The organism is Pseudolactococcus piscium (assembly GCF_002441695.1).
In the GTDB taxonomy this organism is placed as follows: Bacteria; Bacillota; Bacilli; order Lactobacillales; family Streptococcaceae; genus Pseudolactococcus; species Pseudolactococcus piscium.
In genome coordinates this window covers 46,974-72,399 of sequence record NZ_JXJW01000001.1, presented here as the reverse complement: position 1 = coordinate 72,399, position 25,426 = coordinate 46,974, and the positions used below count along the sequence as shown (strand labels likewise).

Annotated in this window: 23 protein-coding genes; 12 read left to right on the top strand and 11 right to left on the bottom strand. The window is 38.6% G+C overall.

Features of this window, described 5'->3' with window-relative positions:
* Window positions 1-48: 48 nt before the first annotated feature.
* Window positions 49-1,533 carry a glucose-6-phosphate dehydrogenase gene (zwf, locus tag RU86_RS00315; protein WP_096813495.1) on the top strand — a complete coding sequence of 495 codons (1,485 nt, stop codon included), beginning with the start codon at window positions 49-51 and terminating at the stop codon, window positions 1,531-1,533.
* A 73-nt stretch (window positions 1,534-1,606) separates the two neighbouring features.
* Here the strand turns inward: zwf and RU86_RS00310 are convergent, their stop codons facing one another.
* From RU86_RS00310 to RU86_RS00285, 6 genes are all read right to left on the bottom strand, one after another.
* Window positions 1,607-3,463 (bottom strand): APC family permease, encoded by a 1,857-nt coding sequence (locus tag RU86_RS00310; protein WP_096813494.1) that lies wholly within the window; start codon window positions 3,461-3,463, stop codon window positions 1,607-1,609.
* A gap of 160 nt (window positions 3,464-3,623) precedes the next feature.
* Entirely contained in the window at window positions 3,624-3,944 is a 321-nt protein-coding gene (locus tag RU86_RS00305) for a hypothetical protein (RefSeq protein WP_096813493.1), read from the bottom strand.
* Between the two features lie 2 nt (window positions 3,945-3,946).
* Window positions 3,947-4,582, bottom strand: a complete 636-nt coding sequence (gene upp / locus RU86_RS00300; protein WP_047915015.1) for a uracil phosphoribosyltransferase — start codon at window positions 4,580-4,582, stop codon at window positions 3,947-3,949.
* Window positions 4,583-4,681: 99 nt separating this feature from the next.
* The gene (locus RU86_RS00295) at window positions 4,682-5,845 is read right to left on the bottom strand and encodes a MalY/PatB family protein (RefSeq protein ID WP_096813492.1); all 1,164 of its coding nucleotides are present in this window, start codon (window positions 5,843-5,845) and stop codon (window positions 4,682-4,684) included.
* 8 nt (window positions 5,846-5,853) lie between these two features.
* Complete coding sequence (locus tag RU86_RS00290; RefSeq protein ID WP_096813491.1) at window positions 5,854-6,963, bottom strand: cystathionine gamma-synthase; 1,110 nt, start codon at window positions 6,961-6,963, stop codon at window positions 5,854-5,856.
* 173 nt (window positions 6,964-7,136) lie between these two features.
* Entirely contained in the window at window positions 7,137-8,009 is an 873-nt protein-coding gene (locus tag RU86_RS00285) for an aldose 1-epimerase family protein (RefSeq protein ID WP_096813490.1), read from the bottom strand.
* A 177-nt stretch (window positions 8,010-8,186) separates the two neighbouring features.
* Here RU86_RS00285 and RU86_RS00280 point away from each other — a divergent pair, with 177 nt between their 5' ends.
* Complete coding sequence (locus RU86_RS00280) at window positions 8,187-8,750, top strand: TetR/AcrR family transcriptional regulator (RefSeq protein WP_096813489.1); 564 nt, start codon at window positions 8,187-8,189, stop codon at window positions 8,748-8,750.
* Window positions 8,751-8,840: 90 nt separating this feature from the next.
* Here the strand turns inward: RU86_RS00280 and RU86_RS00275 are convergent, their stop codons facing one another.
* Genes RU86_RS00275 through rsgA form a run of 5 tightly spaced genes read right to left on the bottom strand, consistent with a single transcriptional unit; the run spans window position 8,841 to window position 14,664 of the window.
* Window positions 8,841-9,788, bottom strand: coding sequence for a 3'-5' exoribonuclease YhaM family protein (locus tag RU86_RS00275; RefSeq protein ID WP_047915010.1), 948 nt, complete (start codon window positions 9,786-9,788; stop codon window positions 8,841-8,843).
* The gene (locus RU86_RS00270; RefSeq protein WP_179296158.1) at window positions 9,785-11,950 is read right to left on the bottom strand and encodes an ATP-binding protein; all 2,166 of its coding nucleotides are present in this window, start codon (window positions 11,948-11,950) and stop codon (window positions 9,785-9,787) included. The genes RU86_RS00275 and RU86_RS00270 overlap by 4 nt, the downstream gene beginning before the upstream one ends.
* Window positions 11,940-13,076 carry a metallophosphoesterase family protein gene (locus tag RU86_RS00265; RefSeq protein WP_096813487.1) on the bottom strand — a complete coding sequence of 379 codons (1,137 nt, stop codon included), beginning with the start codon at window positions 13,074-13,076 and terminating at the stop codon, window positions 11,940-11,942. The genes RU86_RS00270 and RU86_RS00265 overlap by 11 nt, the downstream gene beginning before the upstream one ends.
* A 59-nt stretch (window positions 13,077-13,135) precedes the next feature.
* Entirely contained in the window at window positions 13,136-13,783 is a 648-nt protein-coding gene (rpe, locus tag RU86_RS00260; RefSeq protein ID WP_096813486.1) for a ribulose-phosphate 3-epimerase, read from the bottom strand.
* On the bottom strand, window positions 13,780-14,664 hold the full coding sequence (rsgA, locus tag RU86_RS00255; protein WP_096813485.1) for a ribosome small subunit-dependent GTPase A: 885 nt from the start codon (window positions 14,662-14,664) through the stop codon (window positions 13,780-13,782). Before rsgA ends, rpe begins: the two co-directional genes overlap by 4 nt.
* 360 nt (window positions 14,665-15,024) lie before the next feature.
* Between rsgA and RU86_RS00250 the strand changes: the two genes are divergently transcribed.
* From RU86_RS00250 to RU86_RS00205, 10 genes are all read left to right on the top strand, one after another.
* Window positions 15,025-15,210: a 4-oxalocrotonate tautomerase gene (locus RU86_RS00250; RefSeq protein ID WP_096813484.1), complete on the top strand. Its 186-nt coding sequence runs from the start codon at window positions 15,025-15,027 to the stop codon at window positions 15,208-15,210.
* A 143-nt stretch (window positions 15,211-15,353) separates the two neighbouring features.
* Window positions 15,354-16,067: a phosphopantothenate--cysteine ligase gene (locus RU86_RS00245; protein ID WP_096813483.1), complete on the top strand. Its 714-nt coding sequence runs from the start codon at window positions 15,354-15,356 to the stop codon at window positions 16,065-16,067.
* Entirely contained in the window at window positions 16,036-16,575 is a 540-nt protein-coding gene (gene coaC, locus RU86_RS00240) for a phosphopantothenoylcysteine decarboxylase (RefSeq protein ID WP_096813482.1), read from the top strand. The genes RU86_RS00245 and coaC overlap by 32 nt, the downstream gene beginning before the upstream one ends.
* A gap of 95 nt (window positions 16,576-16,670) precedes the next feature.
* A complete protein-coding gene (locus RU86_RS00235) occupies window positions 16,671-17,252 on the top strand; it encodes an ECF transporter S component (protein ID WP_096813481.1) in 582 nt (193 codons plus the stop codon).
* An 85-nt stretch (window positions 17,253-17,337) separates the two neighbouring features.
* Window positions 17,338-19,041 (top strand): phospho-sugar mutase, encoded by a 1,704-nt coding sequence (locus tag RU86_RS00230; RefSeq protein ID WP_096813480.1) that lies wholly within the window; start codon window positions 17,338-17,340, stop codon window positions 19,039-19,041.
* A gap of 246 nt (window positions 19,042-19,287) precedes the next feature.
* Window positions 19,288-20,220, top strand: coding sequence for a membrane protein insertase YidC (yidC, locus tag RU86_RS00225; protein WP_096813479.1), 933 nt, complete (start codon window positions 19,288-19,290; stop codon window positions 20,218-20,220).
* A gap of 237 nt (window positions 20,221-20,457) precedes the next feature.
* A complete protein-coding gene (locus tag RU86_RS00220) occupies window positions 20,458-21,510 on the top strand; it encodes a BMP family lipoprotein (RefSeq protein ID WP_096813478.1) in 1,053 nt (350 codons plus the stop codon).
* A gap of 320 nt (window positions 21,511-21,830) precedes the next feature.
* Window positions 21,831-23,345 (top strand): ABC transporter ATP-binding protein, encoded by a 1,515-nt coding sequence (locus tag RU86_RS00215; protein WP_096813477.1) that lies wholly within the window; start codon window positions 21,831-21,833, stop codon window positions 23,343-23,345.
* The gene (locus RU86_RS00210; RefSeq protein WP_096813476.1) at window positions 23,345-24,442 is read left to right on the top strand and encodes an ABC transporter permease; all 1,098 of its coding nucleotides are present in this window, start codon (window positions 23,345-23,347) and stop codon (window positions 24,440-24,442) included. The genes RU86_RS00215 and RU86_RS00210 overlap by 1 nt, the downstream gene beginning before the upstream one ends.
* Window positions 24,439-25,395, top strand: coding sequence for an ABC transporter permease (locus tag RU86_RS00205; RefSeq protein ID WP_047914998.1), 957 nt, complete (start codon window positions 24,439-24,441; stop codon window positions 25,393-25,395). The genes RU86_RS00210 and RU86_RS00205 overlap by 4 nt, the downstream gene beginning before the upstream one ends.
* Window positions 25,396-25,426: the final 31 nt, after the last annotated feature.

Sequence of the window (25,426 nt, the reverse complement as noted above, 5' to 3'; positions counted from 1 at the left end):
TTTGATATAATTAGAAGAGCTAAAAAGAATTTTGGGAGAAATCAATATATGAGTAAAGTAGTCATCACAATTTTTGGCGCAAGTGGAGATTTAGCAAAGCGTAAACTTTATCCTTCACTGTTTCGCCTTTATAAGTCTGGTATTTTAGCAGAAAATTTTGCCGTGATTGGTACCGCACGTAGACCATGGACAAAGGCCTATTTTGAGGGTATTGTGCTTGAATCCATCTCAGATTTAGCTGTATCTGAAACGCAAGCCAAAACATTTGCCTCACATTTTTACTATCAAAGTCATGATGTTCAGGATGCTGAACACTATGCCACCTTAAAAAAATTGCAGGATGAGCTCTCTGCTACCTATCAAACCGAGCATAATAAAGTTTTCTTTTTGGCTATGGCGCCAGAATTTTTTGGGACAATTGCAGATCATCTAAAATCTGAGCATATTGTGGATGGGCAAGGCTTTGAAAGATTGATCATAGAGAAGCCTTTCGGAACTGATCTAGAGACAGCAAAGCAACTCAATCAGGCCTTATCTGAAACCTTTAACGAGAATCAGATTTTTAGAATTGACCATTATCTTGGTAAAGAAATGATTCAAAATATTTTCGCTGTTCGTTTTGCTAATATCTTGTTTGAACATGTTTGGAACAAAGAATTTATCGATAATATCCAAATTACCTTTGCTGAATCGATTGGTGTTGAGGACCGCGGTGGCTATTATGACCAATCCGGCGCACTTAAAGATATGGTACAAAACCATATCCTACAAGTCCTCTCCATTCTTGCCATGGATAAACCTGCTTCATTTTCAAGTGCGGATGTCTTACCTGAAAAGATTAAAGTGCTTGAGAGCTTACGCTTACCCGATGAACAGGCAATTAATACTAACTTTATTCGTGGTCAATACCAAGCTGGTCAAATCAATAACCATGATTATCAAGCTTATATCGACGAACCAAACGTTGCGCCACAATCTAAAACAGAAACCTTTGCTAGTGGTGTCTTTTTCGTAGATACTGACCGTTTCCAAGATGTGCCCTTCTTCTTTAGAACTGGCAAACGCTTGACAGAAAAGGGTACACGCATTAATATTATTTTTAAAAATAATGCCAATATTTTCGAGCAGACAGTTACACCAAATATATTAACGATTTACATCCAACCTACAGAAGGCTTTTCATTACAGGTTAACGGAAAAGAAGTTGGCAAACACTTCTCTATCGAACCTGTTAAATTAGATTTCAGACATGATGCAGATGCCCTCGGAAATTCTCCAGAGGCTTACGAAAAGTTGATTTATGATGTCTTAAATGGTGATGTGACAAACTTTAGTCGTTGGCAGGAAGTGAAAGCATCCTGGACATTGATTGATAAAATTGTGAATACGTGGCAAGCTGATAAAGCACCGCTACATTATTATCCAGCTGGATCTATGGGACCAGTTGAAAGTTTCAACTTACTCAAAAAATATGACACAAATTGGATCTGGCAACCAGATGTTTGGTACAGAGAACGTGACTTATTAAAATAATAAAAAAAATGACTAATTAGACTAGTCATTTTTTTTGTTAGGGCAGATACCCTCTTGATTAACTTGAGATACCTTATTTTTTAAGATGGTATGAATAGCTTGATACAACAACATTATCACGCCAGCTTAAGTAGTATCTCATGCGAACAGACATTTGGTTATGCAAAATATTTTGCCATGATCGTTTTGGTACAAATTGAGGGACGATAACGGTGACTGTATTATTTTTCTTACTTGCCAATTTAGAAACCAGGTCGACGTAACGCACAACTGGTTTGACGATATCGCGATAGCTAGATTCAACAATGGAGAAGCGCACGTCTGGATAGATTTTCTTAAATTCAGCTTCAACTTCTCTATCTTTATGACCAGTTTCCTTGGTTGATACATGGACTGCTATCACTTCTGACCCAATAGATTTGGCATAACTCATGGCACCAACTGCCACATTTGTGACATTACCAACAAGCACGATCACCGTATTGCCAGTAAAAACATGGTCTACAATCTTATCTTCTAGTCGCAATTGATGTGCAACCTCTGTATAGTGACGTTTTATGGCATAAAAGACAGCCAGTAAAATAGGCATGACAACAAAGAATGGCCAAATGTCAGCGAGACGGAAGATGAGTAAAATGAGGACAATAATGGCTGAGATTGTTGCACCGATAATATTTGAGATGGCACGACGCCAGAATTTCTTACCAGCTTCTCTATGCCATTTGATGACCATACCTGTTTGAGATAAGGCGAAAGGTACAAATACACCAATCGAATATAGCGGAATGAGTCTGGCCGTTGAGCCATTAAAGATCATCAATAAAACGACTGCACCAGCAGCTAAGCTGATAATTCCGTTAGAATAGCCTAGACGATCGCCTTTTTCCATATACATATGTGGCATGTACTTATTCTTTGCTAGATTGTAACTTAGCATTGGGAAAGCGGAGAAGCCAGTATTAGCCGCAACTGCAAGAATCATAGCTGTTGAAAATTGAAAAATATAGTAGAAGATACGACCAGCGCCGTTAAAATCAAATATATTATGTGCGACTTGAGATAATACGGTTGAATGGGCATTGGGTACGACACCTGTGTAGAAGTTCAAAAAGGTGATGCCAGTAAAGAAGACCCCTAAGATAATTGCCATCAAAGCCAATGTACCTGCAGCATTATGAGCCTTAGGCTTCTTAAAGAATGGCACTGCATTAGAGATTGCCTCAACACCTGTCAAACTGGCTGACCCACTAGAGAAAGCTTTTAGTAGTAGAATAATTGAAATACCTGGTACTACCGTTCCGATATGGCTCGTTGCATTATATGAAATGTCACCAGAAACGACTCTGAACATACCGACAATTAGTAACAGAACAGTTGCTGTTACGAACGTATAGACGGGGACCAACAAAAAACCAGCTGATTCTCGGAGCCCACGAAGATTCATCAGCATTAGCAACAGCACCAAAGCGATAGAAATGAGCAAATTATACGGATGTAAGGATGGCAAGGCAGATGTGATGGCATCTGCCCCTGCTGAAACTGAAACTGCTACAGTTAACATATAGTCAACTAGTAGACTACCACCTGCTATTAGTCCAGCATTGTTCCCCAGATTCTCAGTTGAGACAACATAAGCACAACCTCCATGAGGATAGGCATGAATAATCTGTCGATAGCTAAGTGTCAATGCAGCGAGTAAGACTAAGACAAGGCCTGCAATTGGTAAACTATACCAAATAGCTGCAGCTGATAAGGTCAGCAAAACTGTCACGATCTGCTCAGTACCATAGGCAATAGAAGACAAGGCATCACTTGACAACATCGCTAAAGCTTGGAATCTAGTGAGGAGATGACTGTCGTCATCTGTTGATTTCAAGGGCTTACCTACCAAAATCTGTTTCACATTAATTTTTTTCAATGATTGCTCCATTATGTAATTAATATGTTATGCCTGATATAATCATCAGGCATAACATATTTTAATTTTTAGTACTCAATTTATAATTATAGCATCAAAAGATAAGAAATTAAAGTCTTTATTTTAAATTTCTATAAACAAAAACACCGCCCTGATAGCGGTGTTAACTTGCTCATTTTAGCAGATAAAATTTGTCAACTAACTGCTCAAATGCTAATTTGACAAACTCTTGTTCTGCATCACTTTCTGGTTTAAAGAACTTGATGGGAGTTGCTACCATATCCCGATATAGCAAGTATGTCACTCTATCAGACTCAGGAGATAAGGCAAATTTAATGGCTGGATGGCTATCAAAGGTGCCACAGCTACCCGAAATAGAAAATTCTAACTCATAACTACCATCATCAAAGGATTTGACTCTGTAATAGCCATCACCACTATAGGTTCTATTATCGTTAAAATTTGCTAACACAACCTTTAACTTATCGATCATGCTTATTTCGTTCCAAATAAACGGTCACCAGCATCGCCCAATCCTGGTACGATGTAGCCGTGCTCATTTAATTTTTCATCTAAGGCCGCTGTGTAGATATCGATGTCTGCATGTGCCTCTTGTAAGGCTTTAACGCCTTCTGGAGCAGCTACTAAACAAACAAATTTAATATTAGCACCCGCAGCACCACGCTTTTTAAGTGAATCAATAGCGAGTATAGCTGATCCACCTGTTGCTAGCATCGGGTCAACAACAAAAATTTGACGTTGATCGATATCTTCTGGTAGTTTCACCAGATATTCGACTGGTTGCAAGGTTTCTTCATCACGATACATACCGATATGACCAACTTTTGCTGCAGGGACTAAAGATAGAATACCATCAACCATGCCGATACCAGCGCGTAGAATAGGCACAATTGCTAATTTTTTCCCTGCCAATGTTTTTTGAATTGATTTTGTAATTGGCGTTTCGATTTCAATATCTTCTAGTGGTAATTCACGTGAAATTTCATACCCTAAAAGCATGGCAATTTCATTCACAAGATCACGAAAAGCTTTCGTTCCTGTAGCTGTTTGACGAATAATTGTGAGCTTGTGCTGGATGAGTGGATGTGTGACAACTTGAAATTTTCCCATTTTGATAGACCAACTTTCTGATATTTTCTATTCTTTTAGTATTATATCAAAAAAATTGTTGATTTGCTATCAAGGCTTAGCTATCCTGAAATCGGTTTATCATTTTGGTAAAGCAGCAGCAATCCTCTCGACTGCTAATTTAACATGCTCAAGAGGTGCTGCAATATTTAGTCGTGCATGCCCTAGCCCTTCGGCACCAAAATTAATGCCTTCATTTAAGGTAACTTTAGCATCTGCTTTAAGTAAGTGGTGTAAGTCCTTATCCTCAAGGCCATAGTCAGAAAAATCTAACCAGACTAGGTAACCCCCTTCTGGTTGCATCACTTTAATGCGTGGGGCCTTGCTAGCAAAATAATCAGTCAAAAATGCTAGATTTTCTTCCAATACAGGTTTTAATGCTGCCAACCAAGGGGCACCTGACGTTAAGGCGGTCTCAGTGCCAAGCATGCCTAAGGTAGTGACTTCATGTTGATTATTCATCAATTGACGGGCCTTAAATTTTCGCTTCAAGTCCTCATTTTCAATCAAAGCATAAGCTGTTCCTGTTCCCGCAATATTAAATGTCTTCGTGGCGCTAGTCAAGATGATTGCAAAATCACGATAGTCACCTACTGTATTAAAACTGTGATGTTGATGATTAAACAAGGTTAAATCTTGGTGGATTTCATCAGCGATTAAGGTAACTTGATATTTCTGACACAGTTCAGCGATACGTGTCAATTCTGCTACTGTCCAAACACGCCCCCCGGGATTATGTGGGCTACAAAAGGCATAGAGTTTAACGTCATTATCAACAATATCTTTCTCTAATTGGGAAAAGTCAATGGTAAATTTACCAGCCACTTCTACAAGTGAATTCGTGACTAGTTTTCTATTATTGAGCTTAATCGTCCGAGCGAATGGCGGATAGAGTGGGGTATTGATCAAAACAGCATCATTTTCTTCTGTGAATGCCTGAATTGCAACGGTTATGGCTGGAACGACACCAGATATTAGGACGATGTCATCAGCAGTGATTGCATAGTGATGCTGGGCGTCTTCCCAAGCAACAATCGCATCATATAGCGACTTTGGTGCATAAGCATAACCGTAAATCCCATAGTCTGCAAAGGTTTTAATGGCAGCAGTCATTTCAGGAAAGGTTTCAAAATCCATGTCCGCTATCCACATTGGCAAAATTTCTGGATCTGTTTCTGTTGCCTGCCATTTTACAGAATGGGTCGTTAATCGCTTTGGTGCAGTTGTAAAATTATAGGTTGTCATGTTCTTTCTCACACTTTCAAGGCTTGCGCCAAATCATCAATTAAATCAGTTACATCTTCTATCCCAATCGAGAGTCTAAGCAGGTCATCAGTTAAACCATAACTTGCACGAACAGGTGCTGGAATATCCGCATGTGTCTGTGTTGCTGGATAGGTGATCAAGGACTCCACACCACCCAAACTTTCAGCAAATGTGATAATATTCAGTGCATTAATCATATCTGGAATTTTTGATTGGTCACTGACCTTAAAACTAATCATACCACCTAATCCAGTATAGAGGACCTCTTTTACTGCTGAATGTTGCCTTAAAAATGCCACAACTTCTGTTGCATTTTCTGTGGCACGTGTCATCCGTAATGATAGCGTCTTCAAGCCCCGCATCACCAAATAACTATCGAAAGGCGAGAGTACTGGCCCCGTCGTATTCAAGTTATAAATCAGTTGGTCATAAAGCGACGCCGCTTTAACAATAACAGCTCCCGCCAATACATCGTTATGACCTGATAAGTATTTAGTAGCTGAATGGACAACTATATCCGCTCCCAAAACAAGAGGTTGTTGATAAATCGGTGTATAAAAAGTGTTGTCCACGATCACTTTAGCACCATGTTCATGTGCTTTTTTAGCCACTTTTGTAATATCCACTTCAATCATCAAGGGATTAGTCGGTGTTTCAATATAAACGATATCAGTTTCTGATGTGATGGCGTCTAGCATCTCATCCTCTGTTACGACATAGTCAAAGTCAAATATACCTCGCTTTTCTTGGTCATTAAACCAGCGAAAAGACCCGCCATATAAGTCCCTTGAAGCAACAACTTTTGAGCCAACTGGAAAAATGTCAAAGGCTAAAACAATAGCTGACATACCAGAACTCGTTGCGATTCCAAAATCACCACCTTCGATGGCTGCTAATGCTTCTTCTAGAGTAGATCGTGTTGGATTCTTAGTGCGTGTATAGTCGTATCCTGTAGACTGACCAAATTCTGGGTGTTGATAAGTAGTAGACAAATGAATTGGCGATATTAAGGCACCAGTTGCTTCGTCATGATTGATCCCAATGTGTGATAGAATCGTATTTATTTTCGGTGTTTTCTTTTCAGAAGTTTCAGTCATCTCTACCCTCATTTTTTCTATAATTATTACTATTTTAACACTTTAAAAAATGATTGATAGTGATTTCACATCATTTCTTTCCGATCAATCATTTAATTTTTTTATGACCAGTTCTAAGTATAGCAAGCCATGACATAAAAAAAGATGCTATGGCTTGCATAACATCTTCTAAACTAGTTAATTATAATCGTATAGCCTGCTTTGAATTTTTTACCTGGAGAAAGCATATTAATCCCAAATTTAGTGGTTAAATCACCATCCGTATTATCATCGTCAGCAATACCACACCATGGTTCAATACAAACAAATGGTGCCTCACTTGGATAAGGACTCCAAAGGCCGACAAACGGCATATGATCCCAAGAGACTTTGACAGACCTGTCATTTACTGAATTAGATAACACAACTTCTGTCGCTTCTGGTGTTTCGAACACAAGGGCATCATTTTTAAAGAGCGCACGGCTTAAGTTAAAGGTGTTGTCTTTGCTTACCTGCTTCTTAGCTAAATCAATTGTGCCTTCCGATACATTTAGCGGGATCAATTGTCGGTTTTTTTCTGGACTAATGGCTAAACTATAGTCTTCAAACTTACCGGTTCCCAAAGGGACGTTAAAAGCCGGATGTGCACCAATACCAAAATACATCTCAGTTTCATCTAAGTTTTTAACCTCCCAATTGACAGAAAGTTGGTTGCCCTGCAGTCTATAAGTGATACGCAATCTAAAATCAAACGGATAAACGATTTTCGTCTCCTTATCTGATTTGAGTTCATAAATAACAGCCTCATCGCTACCATCAATTAATTTGAATACCTTATCACGCGCAAAGCCATGTCCAGATAATTGAAAGCTAGCATCATCATATGTGTATCTACCATGTTTTAGTTTCCCAACAATTGGAAATAATACGGGTGCGCGTCGTCCCCAAAAATCAGAATTCCCTTGCCATAAGTACTCAATGCCATCTTTTTTGATCGACTGTAATTCTGCACCAAACTCGCCGACTTCAATGCTCAATTGTTCATTTGACAGTTTTTTAATTGTCATCATTCCTCCTTGGACAGTGATAAATACAGGTCCATTTTATCATGGTTTCCCAACTATTCTCACTTATTATCATAAAAAAACACTTATCATCTTACTAATTATACCATTTTTTTCATAATTTCGCTTGTAGTTCTCATACAATTATTATATAATAAATAACATAGAAGGGATACAACAATGGCTAGAAATAAAACAATATTTAAAGAAGATATCTTAGAAGCTGCACAGCAATTCCTGATAGAAAAAAGCGTTAAAGAATTAACTGCTCGCGCATTATCTAAATATATGAATATCTCAACACAACCGCTTTATGCAGAATTTCAAAATATGAATGCCCTCAGGACTGAACTTTTTGATACAATTTATGACAAGTTAGAAAATGAACTTTTGATTAAACAAACGCATGAGGATCCAATCATCAACTTATCACTAAACTATATCAGTTTTGCCTGCAAAAATCCAAAACTTTTTGGTACGATTTATTTGGAAAAAAATGGGAGTACGAATACGTCTATTAACGACTTCTCTTATAACCTATTTCGTCGTATCATCAGGGATAGTCCAGTTTACTCAAAACTAACAGAGGAACAAGTCCATAGATTGCTTACAGGTACTTGGGTATTTTCAACTGGTTTTGCCAATTTGATTGCCAGTGGCAATATCAGCTCCACTGAAACAGAAATTATTACTTTTTTAAAGGCAACAATCCATGATGTTTTAAAAATGGATATCCTCAAATAAAAAAATCCCCCTCATCAGTGATGTGAGGGGATTTTTTTTATGGCATCATACATTTTTCTCGATGAATCCGAGTCGATGGACCGCTACATATTATTTATCTAAGTTTGGCTTGTAAAAATTACGATTATCCAAGGGATAAATTCTGGGTGTCATTTCACCAGGAACGATTTGATTCAAAGCAGTTGTCATCATCATGATACTTGCATCCATCATATCAATTTGGTGAATGACCTCAGCTTCCATAATTTGTGGTCTAACCGGACTGCCATATTCTTGTAAGCCATGGTGCGCTAACAAGACGTGGCGTAAAATCGTCACTTCTTCTTTGTCATTGTCAATTTCAAGCTCAGTAATTGCTTCTGAAACCTCTTCATCAATTAAGACAATATGACCGATTAAGTTCCCCTTCAAGGTATAGGTCGTGTTTTCAGCACCTGAAAACTCAATCACCTTGGCCATATCATGTAGTAAAATACCCGCTAACATCAAGCTCTCATCCAAAATAGGATAAACTTCACAAATTTTTTCTGCAAGTTGCGCCATCGTAGCTGTATGGAAGCTCAAACCGCCTTCAAAAGCATGGTGATTCGTTTTGGCAGCAGGGTATTCAAAAAATTGCTTGTCATATTTCTTAAAGATATAGCGAACGATTCTGTTCCAAGTGGCATTCTCGATTTTAAAAATCGCTTTTTGAATGTAATCCCGTAACTCTTGTTCATTTACTGGAGACTTAGCCTTGAAATCCTTAGGATTATTAGGCTCTGTGTTTTCAGGTAAACGCAAGAATATTTTATTCACCTGCGGTGTCCCTTGATATAACTCTTTGACAGCACGCATGTAAACAACTTTACCTTTGGTAAAGGTTGAGACCATATAATCATCTGCATCCCATAAATTGCCACCAATTTGACCTGTTCGGTCTTGAAAAATCATGGCCAAAAAGGATTTTCCAGCTCTTGTTTGACGTAAATCCGCCTGTTTAATTAAGTATAGACCTTCAAAAGCATCACCTACTTGTAAGTCTTTTAATTGTGTCATAAGCTAATCGTTCCTTCCGTTTCAAGTGCTAACCCTTGATCACTTGTCAATAATATGACCTGTCTATCTTTTGCAATCGTTGCTAACATATTTGAAAAATTCAATCGTCGTTTACTATCAAAGCGCAAGAAATTATCATCTAAAAAGATGGGGAAATCTTGGTGTTTTGACTGGATAAAGGCTAATCTCAGGGCCAGTTGCAGCTGGTCCCTGGTACCAGTAGATAGATCAATTAAGCGAAGACTTTGTTGTCGACTATTTTCGACCCATAAGATTTCTTTTTCCAAGTAAATTTCTCGCCAAGTCTGATTAGTCAAATGACCAAATAGACTGCTAGCACGTTTTAGAATATCCGGAAGCGTTTCAGATGATAAGCTCATCATAACTGCTTCAATCAACCTAATTTCTGCTGATTTCGTTGCAAAATCAACCAGGTAATCTCTCAAACCTTCTTTTTTACGTGCTAACTTAGCTGATAAATCTGCTAGCGTTGTATCGGTTTTTTGCTGGTTGATTACTGCAAGATTTCTTGCATGCTCATCTATTAAGCTATTAAGTTCTGTACTAGCCTTAGCTTTTTCAGCAATCTTTTGATCAACTAACATCTGTTCTTTATTCCCATTAAAAACTGTTGCTAAATCAAAAATAGCAGAAAGTTGTTCTTTTAGTCTAGTTAGACGCAAGAGATCACGTGATTGTTGGGCCCATCGTGCCAAAAGTTTTGGTGCAGTATCAATATCAGGGAGTTCTTCAAAAATGGCATTATCTAAGGCTTGCAATGCCGTCATTTTCTCAATCGTCTCTCTTTGATCATAGCGACTTAAAAGCAGTTTTAACTCCTGAACTTCTTTATCAAGATTGGTCAATGCCGCTATTTTATCTGCTATCGTCAGGCAATCTTCTGGTAACCAATCTGAAAAATAAGCAACTTCGATATCAAAATCGGATAAAACAGCTTGGTTTTTTGCTAGTTTGGCCTGAACAATACGACTCGTCTTAACTTGCAACCCAAACATGACAATACTGACGATTAAAAATAAAATGACTAATAAAGGCTTTATCAAAAAACTAATGCCCATTAAAATCAAAGAAATAACTGCAATGATTAAGTATTGTTTGCTAAATGTCAATTGCTTAATTTGTTGTTCTGCAGAAATTGCCTGCGGATAGGCTAATTTAACCTGATCTAATCTAGCTGTTGTTTTAGCATTTTTTAAGAATTGATTTTTAGGTGTCTCAAGCTTTTCTAGGGCGACCGTATTCTCAGATATTTTTTGATTTAAAGCTGCTAATTCCTGACTATATTTTTCATGAAGCCCATGCTTTTGTCTCAAATTATCTGCTTCTTCACTAGATAAAATATTGGTTAAATCTTGACTTTGCAACTGACGATACTCTTGGTATTCAGACAAGTAGCTCAGTCTGTGCTTACTTTGATTAATCTCATCATCTAATTTTTCTTGTGCGTCACGACACTTCGCTATTTCTTGACTTAAGACATCATTTCTTGCCATCAAAGGCAACAGCGCAGCCTCTTCAGTTGTCTTCTTATCAATTGCTTCTTTTACAGCTGTAATATCTGCTAATGCTTGATTGAGAGGCTTTTTAGTTGCTCTAGTTGTCGTAAAAATATCATCGCGTGTTCTAGATAAGAGTTGAATTTGATCAAAAAGAGCGACTGTTCCAGTTGTTGCTGACATGCGCCATTCTTCATCCAGCCGCTCCGCATTATAATCTTTTACTGTTGAGATCTGTAAATTATCCTGCGTGACAGAATAAATTTCTGAAAAAACTTTAGCATTAAGTGGCCTTATAAAATCACGCCAAGTGGCCTCATCTATGACTTGTACTGTTTCCCCATCAGTCATTTCACAAGAAAAACTTGGTTTCCCACTTCGTAAAATCTTAACTCGCTCAATTTGGATTTCTTTTCCCTCATGTGATAAAAGAATTTCCCCCCCGTACCTTTTCAAATCTAAAGGGTTATAATTTTGGTTTGATGTCGTTGCGTTTTCGAACCCAAATAACATATATTTGATGAAGGCCAGTATTGTTGATTTACCTGTCTCATTATCTCCTATAACTGTCGTCATATCTTTAAAATCATAGGTCTGGTTAATCAATTTACCAAACCCTTCGATTTTGAGCTGTTTAATTTTCATCTTGGCCTCCTCCAAATTCGAAGTATTGACTGACATATAAGGAGATATTCTCTTGTACTTCAGCTACAAATTCAGGGTCATCAAAGATTTCCTGAATGTCTTTTTTATGAGGAACGAGACTATAAATATCTTTGAAATCAATCGCTGGCATGGCAAATTCAGGCACCTCAATACTTGTAAGCAGCTGCTTGTTTGAGGCGAGTGGTAACAACTTTAATTTGACGATTATATTTTTTTGACGCAGTTCTTCCAGCAACTCTTCATTTTCAATCGCTTCTTGTAGATTATCAGCAACATTTTCATAATTTTTGAGGTTTAAACTGTAACAAACCGCTTCATCTATTAAATTTGACGCAATATAGGTTAAAACCTGTGATAAGGTTTGACAGTCTGATAAATCTAAAGTCACGGTTTCAAAATGAACCTCCGCTAAATCTTGAAAATAAATCAAATTACCCGATGGTAAAATGTCACCATAGACAATCAAATTGGTTGATTCTTTTTTATTGCGACCCTGCGGTGTCCCTGAGTAAATGACTGAATCTGCTAATTGGCTAGCAAGATGAATATGCCCTAATGCCCAGTAATTATAATCTTTTGACAGCATATCAGTCAGATTTGCTGGTGCAAAGCGCTGCCCCGAAATTTCACCATGAAATAAACCAATATGATAGTCACAAGTGTAATCTCTTAATGGATAATCAACAATTTTATCTTCAGAAATATGAGGATGTTGATAAGAAAATGCTGATACAGCAAGCGTCTCTCCTGTTTTTAAAGTCAGCTTTTTTGTCATGACAGTTTCTGAGTGAAACACTGTGACATTATCTGAAAACTGCACCCAATAAACTGACTTTCTATAATAGTCATGATTACCAAAGATGACTACTGCCTGAATCCCATGTGGTGCCAGACGTGCTAACTGGCTAGCAAAATAGGTTTGGATTTTAATACTTGGTTGTGATTGATGAAAATTATCACCCGCAAAAAAAACGACTTCAACAGCTTCACCAATCGCGAAATCAATTATTTTTTCCAATATTTTATATGGCTGATAAGGTACCTCTTGTACCAAGCCTTCAAATTCTCTATCTAAATGTAAATCTGCTGTATGTATAAATTTCATAACTAACTTTCTAACTTGCGCTTCATCGCCTTAATACGTCACCTAGATTTATACGTGTTTTAATTCAACGCTTCACGTAATGTCGCAATATTTTCTTCAACATTGCCATCAAATACATATGACCCCGCGACAAACACATCTGCACCGGCATCACGACAGGCAATAATTGTCTGGTTATCTACACCTCCATCCACTTCAATCTCAAAATCTAAGCCCCGAAATTGACGAATATCTGCCAATTCACGTACCTTCTCAAGGCACTCAGGTATAAATTTTTGTCCACCAAATCCTGGATTTACAGTCATGACAAGTACCATGTCAACGATTTCAAGGACATGTTTGATGTTTGAAATATCTGTCCCTGGATTAATGACAACGGCACTTCTTAGTCCTGCTGCATTTACTTTTTGAATGGCGCCATGAATATGTCTTGTTGCTTCAACATGTATACTGAGACTATCAGCACCAGCTTGTGCAAAACTTGCGACATATTTCTCAGGATTTTCGACCATGAGGTGACAATCTAAAAGACACTTGGTCACAGGACGAATTGCCTTGACAACATCGGCACCAAAACTAATGTTCTCAACAAAATGACCATCCATAATATCGATGTGGAGATAGTCCGCTCCCGCTGCTTCTAGACGTCTCGCATCTCTTTCAAAATTACCAAAATCAGCCGCTAATATTGATGGTGCTAGTTTCATTTTTTTACCACTTTCTTATAGGTTTCTCGTCTACCCTCTATTTCCGATAAAAATAGTAAGTAATTATCATATCGGGACTGCGCAATTTCTCCAGATGCCACTGCGGGCTTTACAGCACATTTAGGCTCATGTGCATGCGTACACTCTCGAAATTTACAACCAAATGAATAGCGCAATAATTCTGGAAAAGCTGCATTTAGATCTGGCTGATTATCAATTTCATAATCTAAAGAAGAAAATCCTGGCGTATCAGCAATCAATCCATCATGAATGTCGAATAACTCAACATGTCGCGTCGTATGTCTACCACGGCCAAGTTTATCGGAAATTTCCTGCGTAGCCAAGGCCATCTCTGGTGCAATTTTATTTAGTAGTGTTGACTTACCGACACCTGTCTGCCCCATAAATACTGTCACTTTATCAGGAAATTCGTCAACGAGTTTTTGCCAGTCATTCATGAAAAAGGAGTAACCAATTTCCTCATATTCATCACGTACTTTTTCAAAATAGGCAAGATTGTCAATTAAGTCTAATTTTGATAAATAAATCAAGGGTTTGATCGATTTATTGGTTAACAAGACTAGAAAACGGTCTAATAAATTTAGCGAGAAGTTTGGCTCGATTGCGGAGATAACAACAACTGCTTGGTCAATGTTAGCAATTGGTGGTCTTACAAGTGCATTACTACGTTCCTTTATTGCTAGAACATAGCCTTCTGATTGTTCTGCGGTAGAAAACTCAGCAAAATCGCCAACGATTGGTTTTGTGCCTTTTTGTCTAAAATTACCTCTTGCCCGCGTTTGATAAACCGTGTTATCAGAGTCATCTTTAATGTAATAAAAACCACTCAATGATTTAAGTATTCTGCCAAATTTTACCATTGTGTTATCCATATCTAATCGTTTTCTCAGCCATCCATTACTTATGATAGCTTAAATGAGCAGCTATATCTGCTTGCCTCATCCTATTATTTTTATCAGGTCATTTGCTACATCTCAATGTTTATACCTACGTCAAACATGAGCTTAATACACCAATTATACCATGTTTAGCCTGATATTTATGTATATCTACTATTAAATTTTCCTATAGTTACTGTTAACTTTTCAGTAACTGAAGATGCCTTTGTAAATCGTCATAATTGCTCATCTTTACCATACGTTCAGAACCACACGTTAAGACTTGCAAGTCATCTTGAAATATGTGACAATAAACTCATAATAAGAAAAGAGGTCCTACTTATGCCATTTGTCCATGTTGATCTATTTGAAGGTCGTACTGCTGAGCAAAAAATTGCACTTGCTCATGACATTACACAAGCCGTTATTAAAAACACTGGTGCCCCAAAATCAGCTATTCATGTCTTTATTAATGACATGAAGGAAGGCACCTATTTTCCACAGGGTGACATGAAAAAAATCAACTAAACTACCTTTAAAAACGAGATGGCTGCTAACCTATTGGCATGCTTCTCGTTTTTTATCTTATTATGATACGCAACGTGCTTAAAAACTATCCTCCTACTTCCCTTTTGTGCTATAATAAAAAAAACTTACTAGAAAGGATGACCATGCGCATTCTCATCACCTCTGGTGGCACAACTGAAAAGATTGATCAAGTTCGTGGGATTACAAATTTCGCAACTGGGACATTGGGTAAGCTGCTAGCCGAACATTTTTTAGCAGCTAATCATACGGTTATCTTGTTAGCTGGGTTAACTGCCGTCGTGCCAGATCCCCACCTAAAACTCACTATCATTCGGATTTCTGATGTGACCAGCTTGATTTCAAGTATCACAAAATGGATACCACTTTCAGATGTCTGCATTCATACGATGGCGGTATCAGACTATACACCTGTCTACATGACCGACTTAGATACTGTCAAGCAGACCCCTGATCTGACAGACTTGCTGACCAAGCATAATCTTGAGCAGAAGATTTCTTCTCAGCAAGACTATCAAGTTTTATTTTTAAAGAAAACGCCCAAGGTGATTAAAATGATCAAACCTTTAAATCCAGCTATCATTTTGGTCGGGTTTAAGCTGATGGTTGATGTGTCAACTGAACAGCTCATTCAGACAGCCAGACAATCCTTGATGACAAATAAAGCGGATTATATATTAGCCAATGATTTAACCACAATTTCAGAAACGCAGCATTTGGGTCTGCTAATCAGCCAGTATGATATACTGGAAGCACAAACAAAGCACGACATTGCTGCCTTAATCGTTTCAAAAAGCGAGGAAACTTATGACAACTATCACGATCGCCGTAACCGGTAGCATATCAGCCTATAAAGCAGCCGATATCATTTCAGAGTTAGGGAAATTAGGTCACAATGTGACTGTTTTAATGACCGAATCAGCCCAGCAGTTCATCACGCCGCTAACACTCCAAGTGCTGTCAAAAAATCCAGTTCACACAAGTGTTATGGCTGAAGATAGACCAGATGTGGTCAACCATATTGCTTTAGCTAAAGATACCGACCTTTTTCTAGTTGCACCTGCTACTGCTGATACGATTGCACGGCTAGCGCAAGGTCGTGCAAATGATATCATTTCTGCAGTTGCACTTGCCCTACCGATTACTGCTAAAAAAATGATTGCACCAGCTATGAATACAGCTATGTATGACAATCTTTTGACACAAGCCAATATCAAAACGCTTAAAGAAATTGGGTTCAAAGAAATCGAACCAAGAGTTGCGCTACTTGCTTGTGGCGACCTGGGTAGGGGGGCACTGGCCACTGTAGCCGATATTGTCAGTGCGGTGCAAGCTAGTCTTGATTGACGCTTATCCCATATATCCTATCTCGTGTCTTGTCTCTTGGCACCCACCTATATGAAAGGAATGAGTCAGTCATCATGATTGACTTCACCAATTAAATGACCCAATATAAGAATAAATCCAAAGCGTCTGATATTGCCATCCTGGGTATTTTTATTGCTATCATGGTAATTATCCACTTACTTTCAAGAGTTATCTATAGTTTCTGGCCATTTCCGATTCAACCAACTTTATTGCACATTCCCGTTATTATCGGCTCTATCGTTCTCGGTTGGCGTAAAGGTGCCTTTCTAGGCTTCGTGATGGGGATGATTTCATTTTTGAACTCGACACTTGCACCGATTCCGACCTCATTTCTCTTTTCTCCTTTTGTCCCTAACGGTAATATCTGGTCACTTTTTATCGCCTTTATCCCTCGGATTATCGTTGGTATCTTGCCATTCTTTATTTACAAGCTTGTAAAAAATAGGGTTGGCGCTGGTCTTGCTGGTTTTACCAGTTCAGCTGTCAATACAATTTTAGTTCTCAGTTCAGCTTTTCTTTTCTTCAATCACCAGCTGAATATGACATTTAAAGCACTTATCGCAACAATTATCGCTACAAACTCGATTGTAGAAGCCATTATTGCTACTGTCTTATGTGCCAGTATAGTACCGATTTTAATCAAATTTAGAAGCTAATATCAGGTTAAAACGTGAAATCTACGGTTAATTCTGTTAGAATAGGCTTATAAATGAAAATGCTTACTAAACGAAAGGGGACGACATGTCTTATAAAGAAACGTATCAAAAATGGGCCGATTTCAAAGACCTTCCTGACTACCTAAAAAATGAATTGACAGAGATGACTGAACAAACAAAAGAGGATGCTTTCTATACGTCACTTGAGTTTGGTACTGCTGGTCAACGCGGCTTAATTGGTGTTGGTACAAATCGGATGAATATCTTTACTGTGCAACAAACAACAGAGGGCCTGGCACGTTTGATGGATGCTAAAGGGGACAGTAAAAAACGTGGTGTTGCCATTGCCTACGATTCTCGTCATTTTTCAAGAGAATTTGCTTTTGATGCTGCACGCGTTTTAGCGCATCATGATATTCCGTCTTACGTCTTTGAATCTTTACGCCCGACACCCGAACTATCATTTGCGATTCGTGAGCTTGGTACCTTAACAGGCATCATGATTACTGCCTCTCACAATCCTGCCCCTTATAATGGCTATAAAGTCTACGGTGAAGATGGCGGGCAAATGCCACCTGAAGATGCAGATAAATTAACTGATTATATCAAAGAGATTAAGGACATCTTCCATATCCCTATGGCGGATGAAGCCAGTGAGTTGATCACAATCATCGGTGATGACATCGATAAAAAATATCTAGAAAATGTTAAATCAGTTACGATTAATCAAGAAATTATTGATAACTATGGTAAAAACTTGAACATTGTTTTTACACCATTACATGGGACAGGCGAAATGCTTGGTCGTAAAACATTGGCACAAGCTGGATTTGAGAAAATCGCAGTTGTAGAAGAGCAGGTCATTCCTGATGGCGATTTCCCAACTTTGAAATCACCAAATCCTGAGAGTCAAGCAGCATTTGAACTGTCAGAAAAATTAGGCCACGAAGTCAATGCAGATATGCTAGTCGCAACTGACCCAGATGCTGATAGAATAGGCGTTGAAGTCCGTTTACCTGATGGTAGCTATCAACCACTAACTGGGAATCAGATTGGTGCTGTTTTAGCAAAATATATCCTTGAAGCACACAAACAAGCTGGTACATTGCCTGAGAATGCTGCGATCGTCAAATCGATCGTCTCTACAGAATTAGTTACAGCCATTACCAAATCTTACGATGTTAAGATGATTAACGTATTAACTGGTTTCAAATTTATTGCTGAGCAAATACAAGCATTTGAAGAAACTGGATCTCAAACTTACATGATGGGATTTGAAGAATCTTTTGGCTATTTGATCAAACCTTTTGCACGTGATAAAGATGCCATCCAAGCACTCCTTTTAATCTGTGAGGTTGCAGCCTACTATAAATCACTTGGCAAGACATTATATGACGGCATTCAAGATATCTATGCTGAATATGGGTACTATCTTGAAAATACGATTTCAGTTACACTTGAAGGTATTGATGGTGCCGCACAAATTAAAGCGGTCATGGATAAATTCCGTCATAATCAACCGACGCAATTTAATGGTATTCAAGTTGTCTTAACAGAAGACTTCCTCCACAATACAGCAACAACTGCCGATGGTCAGGTCGAGAACTTAACAACACCGCCATCAAATGTGCTCAAATACCACCTTGAAGATGGTTCATGGCTGGCTGTTCGCCCATCTGGAACAGAACCCAAAATTAAATTTTATCTAGCCGCAGTTGCAGAAACAAATGAAGCATCCGCTGATAAACTTAGCGCCTTTGCAACTGATATCAACAACTTTACCAAATAAATCATCTGATAATAGGCGACAAGGATTAAAAAAAAGATCTCAGTCCTAGGACTTATTGAAAATCTTTTTTTTTTTATGGTAGAATAGACATATATATTTGGATTTTTCTAGAATACTTACGATATCTTGCATATTCTGGCCTTGATTTGAGACTTATTTTAGCCATTTGATACCAAAATATGCTTTTTGTAATACTGCATCTGCTACTATTTATTGAAAAACCCATTAGAAATTAGGAAAATTTTTTTGAAAAAAATAACTAAACGACTCTTACTATCTGGTTTTATGCTAACTGCCTTATTATTTTTAACTGGCTGCGTCAAAACAAAAAATGGCAAACCTACCGGAGACGGATTTGTCTATACCTTTCTTGTCAAACCGATGAGTGCTGCTGTTGAATTCTTTGCCCATAACTTAGGGTTCGGATTTGGTATTGCCATTATTTTGGTGACTGTCATCGTTCGACTAGTCATCTTACCGCTGGGTCTTAATCAAGCTTATAAATCAAGCTATATGCAAGAAAAAATGCGTTACCTAAAGCCAGTTTTGGAGCCAATACAAAACAAGTTAAAAAACGCTAAGACAAATGAAGAAAAAATGGCTGCTCAGTCTGAATTAATGGCTGCTCAAAAAGAAAATGGCGTTAATATGCTGAGTTCTATGGGCTGTTTACCACTTTTGATTCAAATGCCCTTTTTCTCAGCACTGTTCTATGCCGCACGCTATACACAAGGTATCTCAACCGCTACTTTCCTTGGGATAGACCTTGGGAAATCAAGCATTGCCTTGACGATTATGGCCGGTATCTTCTACTTCGTTCAAAGTTATCTCTCAACGATAGGTATCGATGAGGAGCAAAAGAAACAAATGAAGACCATGATGTACATGAGTCCCCTGATGATCATTTTCTTCTCATTTAGTTCACCTGCGGGTGTGACGCTCTATTGGGTTATCGGTGGGGTGTTCGGTGTGATTCAACAATTGATTGTGACGTTCATGATCAAACCGCATTTACGTGCCAAAATTGATCAAGAATTCAAAGATAATCCGCCTATCGTTAAAACAGCTGGTTTAAAAGATGTAACCCCTAAAGATGTTGCCAAGGCTAAACAAGAGTTTAACAGCGCAATTTCTACAGGAAATAAGAAAAAAAGAAATGCTGGTAAGCAGCAAAAATAACCGAATAAGGCATGTCTCTGTTGATATGTCTTTTTTTGTAGGCACCTACTGCTGCTGCCAAAAGGCATACACTAATCCTATTTTTAGCTGATAATATTAGATATTTCATATAAAAACCGAACTATAGGATTGAAATATTAAAAGAAATCTCATTTTCACTTGTGAACCCTTCCAAAGTAGGATAAAATGAGTTTAAAGCTATGGATTAGCAAATAATACATTTGGAGGCGTCTTTTAATGAACAAGAAAGTTTTAGGTTTAGGGTTAGCTGCTATTGCAGTTTTATCACTTGCAGCATGTGGTAACCGTAACAAGTCCGCATCAACTAGTGATTCAAAAACAGATCTTAAAGTAGCAATCATTACAGACACAGGCGGCGTTGACGATAAATCATTCAACCAATCTGCCTGGGAAGGGTTGCAAAGTTGGGGTAAATCAAAAGACTTAACAAAAGACAATGGTTTCACCTACTACCAATCAGCATCTGAATCTGATTATGCAACAAATCTGGACAGTGCTATCTCATCAGGCTACAAACTCGTTTATGGGATTGGCTTTGCACTACATGATGCCATCGCTGAATCAGCAAAAAACAATGCATCAGTTAACTATGTCCTAATTGACGATGTGATTGACAACCAAAAAAATGTCTTCTCAGCAACATTTATGGATAATGAAGCGGCTTACCTAGCTGGTGTAGCTGCTGCTAAAACAACGAAAACAAATAAAGTTGGCTTTGTAGGTGGTATGGAAGGTGAAGTTATCAAACGCTTCGAAGTTGGCTTTAAAGCTGGTGTGGCTTCCGTTAATCCTGATATTAAAGTAGATGCCCAATATGCTGGCTCGTTCTCAGATGCTGCTAAAGGTAAAACAATTGCAGCTGCCCAATACAAATCTGGTGCAGATGTGGTCTTCCAAGCTGCTGGCGGTACTGGTGCTGGTGTCTTCTCAGAAGCTAAAGCCATTAATGAAGGTAAAAACGAAGCTGATAAAGTTTGGGTATTAGGCGTTGACCGTGACCAAAAAGCTGAAGGTAACTACAAGTCTAAAGATAGTAAAGATGCAAACTTTGTCCTTGCATCAACTCTCAAAAAAGTTGGTCAAGTTGTGAAAACAGTATCCGATCAAGCCGCAGACAAGAAATTTGAAGGTGGCAAACATACTGCTTACGGTATTAAAGATGGATCAGTTGATTTGATCAATGATAACATGTCAGACAAAGCTGTTAAAGCTGTTGACGACGCGCGTAAAGCAATCAAATCAGGTGATGTTAAAGTCCCTGAAAAATAAGCAAGCATAACTTGCTAGATGACACACATCGACAAACCTACAAGTCATGTAGGTTTGTTTTTTTATGTTCAAACGGGAGAACAGTCGGTCTAATTAGCAACCGTATGCGAGTTGCTTCGCTTGTTCCTAGCTGCCATTTTTTAGCTTATTGAAGCTGCAATCTTAGCGCTCACTTTAAAAATAGCTGGTAAGAAAACAAAAAAATAACTGCAAATAAAAAGTGACGCATAAGTGATATTTTATTAGCAAAAAACGACTTATTTAAGCCTAGATTTTGGTATAATTAGTAAGACTAAAAGAACACATAGAAAGCCCAGATTATGATAGAAAATGTTATTGAAATGCGTGATGTCACGAAAACTTTCGGCACATTCACTGCAAATGATCATATTAATCTCCAAGTACGTAAAGGCGAAATCCATGCACTCTTAGGTGAAAATGGTGCTGGTAAATCCACACTCATGAACATGCTTTCAGGACTACTTGAGCCAACTGAAGGTGAGATTCTGATTAACGGTCGTACTGAAGCAATTAGCTCCCCCTCGCGCGCAAGTGAGCTCGGCATCGGCATGGTTCACCAACATTTTATGCTGGTTGATGCCTTTACTGTTGCTGAAAATATCATTTTAGGTAACGAAACAACAAAAGGGATCACGTTAGATATCAAAAAAGCTGAAAAGGAGATTTTAGCCTTATCAGAACAATATGGTTTATCAGTTACACCCGATGCTAAAATAGCCGATATTTCAGTTGGTCAACAACAACGTGTGGAAATCCTGAAAACACTTTATCGTGGTGCTGACATCATTATTTTTGACGAACCAACTGCGGTACTAACACCTGCTGAAATCGATGAATTGATGGCTATTTTGAAAACACTTGTCAAAGAAGGCAAGTCAATCATCTTAATTACCCACAAGCTCGATGAAATCCGTGCTGTTGCAGACCGGGTAACCGTTATTCGTCGTGGTAAATCTATCGAAACAACTGAGGTTTTAGGCAAATCAAATAAAGAGCTTGCAGAAATGATGGTTGGTCACAGTGTTTCCTTTGTGACAGAAAAAGTGCCAGCATCTCCTAAAGCTGTCATACTCGACATTCAAGATCTCATTGTCAATGAATCTCGTGGTGCCCAGGCTGTCAAAGGCTTAAATCTACAAGTTCGTGCTGGTGAAGTTGTTGGTATCGCAGGTATCGATGGTAATGGACAATCTGAATTAATTCAAGCAATTACTGGTTTACGCAAAGTCGAAAGCGGTAAAATTACAATTAACGGTATTGATGCGACTAACTTTCATCCTCGCAAAATTACTGAAATGGGTGTCAGTCATGTGCCAGAAAATCGACATAAAGATGGCTTAGTACTTGACATGTCTGTGGCTGAAAATATTGCACTGCAATCCTACTACCAGCCACCACTCAGTAAATTTGGTATGCTCAACTATCCAAAAATTAATCAACATGCACGTGAGCTGATGACGGAATTTGATGTCAGGGGTGCTAGCGAGTTAATCCCAGTAAAATCACTATCAGGCGGTAATCAACAAAAAGCAATCATCGCAAGAGAAATTGATCGTGATCCTAAGTTATTGATCGTAAGTCAACCAACACGTGGGCTTGATGTCGGTGCGATTGAATATATCCATAGCCGCTTGATTCAAGCGCGTACAGAAGGACGTGCCGTCCTAGTTGTCAGCTTTGAACTGGATGAGATACTTAATGTTTCAGATAGGATTGCTGTGATTCATGATGGTAAAATCCAAGGTGTCGTCAGCCCAGATCAAACTAACAAACAAGCGCTGGGTGTTTTGATGGTTGGAGGAGAGACAAATTGATGAAAAATTTCAATCTTAAAAAGACGTTAGTGCCACTTATTGCGATCTTATTTGGTTTCATTTTAGGTGCACTTATCATGCTAGGCTTTGGCTATAATCCATTATGGGGCTATGAAGATTTACTGACAGCAGCATTTGGCACAACTAAAGCAATCGGCGAAATATTTCGGAGTATGGGGCCACTCATCTTAACTGCATTATCTTTTGCAGTAGCGAGTCGTGCAGGCCTATTTAATATTGGGATGTCTGGACAGGCACTTGCAGGATGGCTAGCTGCTTCCTGGTTTGCCTTAACTAATCCTGATTTACCTAGGGTCCTTATGATCCCTGCAGTTATCATCATTGGCATGCTAGCTGGTGCTATTATCGCCATGATCCCTGGGGTCCTAAAAGCCTTATATGGGACGAGCGAGGTCATCGTTACCATCATGATGAACTATATCATTCTTTTTGCCACGACACATATTGTCCATAATGTCTGGGATAAGATTAAAGTTGGTGGTAAAGGGATTATGCAGTCCAAAGATAGTACGATATCAGTCAGTAAAAATGCGACTTTCCGTACCGATTTTTTCACTAATTTAACTGATCACTCACGGATGAATATCGGGATTATCATTGCCATTATTGCCTTGATTGTCATTGCCATGTTATTCTCTAGAACAACACTTGGTTTCGAGATACGCGCAGTTGGGCTAAATCCTAATGCATCAGAGTATGCAGGTATCTCAGCAAAACGGACGATCATCACATCGATGGTCATCGCTGGTGCACTAGCTGGTCTAGGTGGCGTTGCTGAAGGATTAGGTACTTTCCAAAACTTCTTTGTCCAAAGTTCAAATTTACAAATCGGATTTGATGGTATGGCAGTCGCTTTACTTGGCCAAAGTTCATCTATTGGTATTTTCTTTGCTGCCTTCCTCTTTTCAACACTAAAAGTCGGCGCACCTGGTATGACAAATACAGGGATCCCTTCAGAAATCATTTCAGTCGTGATCGCTACCATTATTTTCTTTGTTGGTATCAAGTTTGTGATTGATAAATTCTTACCAGAATTTCAATTTAAGAAAAAAACGGTAAAAGGAGATAAATCATGACATTAATCGCAATGTTACAACTGGTCATTTCATCCATGCTGATTTATGCGACACCTTTGATTTTTACAAGTCTAGGTGGCACATTTTCAGAACGTGCGGGGATCGTAAACGTTGGTCTTGAAGGCATTATGGTGATGGGGGCATTCTCTGGTATCGTCTTTAACCTGACCTTCTCTACTACTTTCGGTAGTGCCACACCATGGTTTGCGACATTATTTGGCGGTCTTATCGGCATCGTCTTTTCACTCTTACATGCTGTCGCAACGATCAATTTCCGAGCAGATCATATTATTTCAGGTACAGTACTTAACCTGATGGCACCTGCACTTGCCGTCTTCCTTGTTAAGGCACTCTATAAAAAAGGACAGACTGATAATATCCAAAACTCTTTTGGCTACTTCAACTTCCCTGTCCTCTCTAAAATACCTGTTATTGGTAAAATCTTCTTTACCGATACATCGCTCATTGGTTACATCGCTATACTTGTTGCGTTTATCGCCCATTTCATTATCTTTAAGACCCGCTTTGGTTTGAGACTGCGCTCAGTTGGTGAACATCCACAGGCTGCTGATACGCTCGGTATAAACGTTTATCTCATGCGGTATTCAGGTGTCCTGATCTCTGGTTTACTCGGTGGTATCGGTGGTGCCATATTTGCACAATCTATCTCGGTTAACTTCTCAGGTTCAACAATTGCTGGACAAGGGTTCATCGCCATGGCTGCTATGATCTTTGGTAAGTGGAAACCAGTTGGCGCTATGCTGTCAAGCCTCTTCTTTGGCCTGTCACAGTCTCTAGCCGTTATCGGGGCTCAGTTGCCTGTTATACGCGAATGGCCTGTTGTTTACCTCCAAATCGCACCATATGTGATCACAATCGTTGTCCTTGCCCTATTCTTTGGTAAATCCGCAGCACCTAAGGCGGATGGGATTAACTATATCAAATCTAAATAAGCAAACGAAGCAAAAAAAAAATAGACCCTCA

Coding starts and splice junctions, on each gene's coding strand:
- RU86_RS00310 (WP_096813494.1), bottom strand. CDS start 3,463: ATGGAGCAATCATTGAAAAAAATTAATGTGAAACAGATTTTGGTAGGT.
- RU86_RS00275 (WP_047915010.1), bottom strand. CDS start 9,788: ATGACACAATTAAAAGACTTACAAGTAGGTGATGCTTTTGAAGGTCTA.
- RU86_RS00205 (WP_047914998.1), top strand. CDS start 24,439: ATGACATTAATCGCAATGTTACAACTGGTCATTTCATCCATGCTGATT.
- RU86_RS00245 (WP_096813483.1), top strand. CDS start 15,354: ATGCGCATTCTCATCACCTCTGGTGGCACAACTGAAAAGATTGATCAA.
- RU86_RS00285 (WP_096813490.1), bottom strand. CDS start 8,009: ATGACAATTAAAAAACTGTCAAATGAACAATTGAGCATTGAAGTCGGC.
- RU86_RS00265 (WP_096813487.1), bottom strand. CDS start 13,076: ATGAAATTTATACATACAGCAGATTTACATTTAGATAGAGAATTTGAA.
- RU86_RS00290 (WP_096813491.1), bottom strand. CDS start 6,963: ATGACTGAAACTTCTGAAAAGAAAACACCGAAAATAAATACGATTCTA.
- rpe (WP_096813486.1), bottom strand. CDS start 13,783: ATGAAACTAGCACCATCAATATTAGCGGCTGATTTTGGTAATTTTGAA.
- RU86_RS00215 (WP_096813477.1), top strand. CDS start 21,831: ATGATAGAAAATGTTATTGAAATGCGTGATGTCACGAAAACTTTCGGC.
- RU86_RS00280 (WP_096813489.1), top strand. CDS start 8,187: ATGGCTAGAAATAAAACAATATTTAAAGAAGATATCTTAGAAGCTGCA.
- RU86_RS00250 (WP_096813484.1), top strand. CDS start 15,025: ATGCCATTTGTCCATGTTGATCTATTTGAAGGTCGTACTGCTGAGCAA.
- RU86_RS00270 (WP_179296158.1), bottom strand. CDS start 11,950: ATGAAAATTAAACAGCTCAAAATCGAAGGGTTTGGTAAATTGATTAAC.
- RU86_RS00210 (WP_096813476.1), top strand. CDS start 23,345: ATGAAAAATTTCAATCTTAAAAAGACGTTAGTGCCACTTATTGCGATC.
- RU86_RS00305 (WP_096813493.1), bottom strand. CDS start 3,944: ATGATCGATAAGTTAAAGGTTGTGTTAGCAAATTTTAACGATAATAGA.
- RU86_RS00220 (WP_096813478.1), top strand. CDS start 20,458: ATGAACAAGAAAGTTTTAGGTTTAGGGTTAGCTGCTATTGCAGTTTTA.
- RU86_RS00235 (WP_096813481.1), top strand. CDS start 16,671: ATGACCCAATATAAGAATAAATCCAAAGCGTCTGATATTGCCATCCTG.
- zwf (WP_096813495.1), top strand. CDS start 49: ATGAGTAAAGTAGTCATCACAATTTTTGGCGCAAGTGGAGATTTAGCA.
- coaC (WP_096813482.1), top strand. CDS start 16,036: ATGACAACTATCACGATCGCCGTAACCGGTAGCATATCAGCCTATAAA.
- rsgA (WP_096813485.1), bottom strand. CDS start 14,664: ATGGTAAAATTTGGCAGAATACTTAAATCATTGAGTGGTTTTTATTAC.
- upp (WP_047915015.1), bottom strand. CDS start 4,582: ATGGGAAAATTTCAAGTTGTCACACATCCACTCATCCAGCACAAGCTC.
- RU86_RS00295 (WP_096813492.1), bottom strand. CDS start 5,845: ATGACAACCTATAATTTTACAACTGCACCAAAGCGATTAACGACCCAT.
- RU86_RS00230 (WP_096813480.1), top strand. CDS start 17,338: ATGTCTTATAAAGAAACGTATCAAAAATGGGCCGATTTCAAAGACCTT.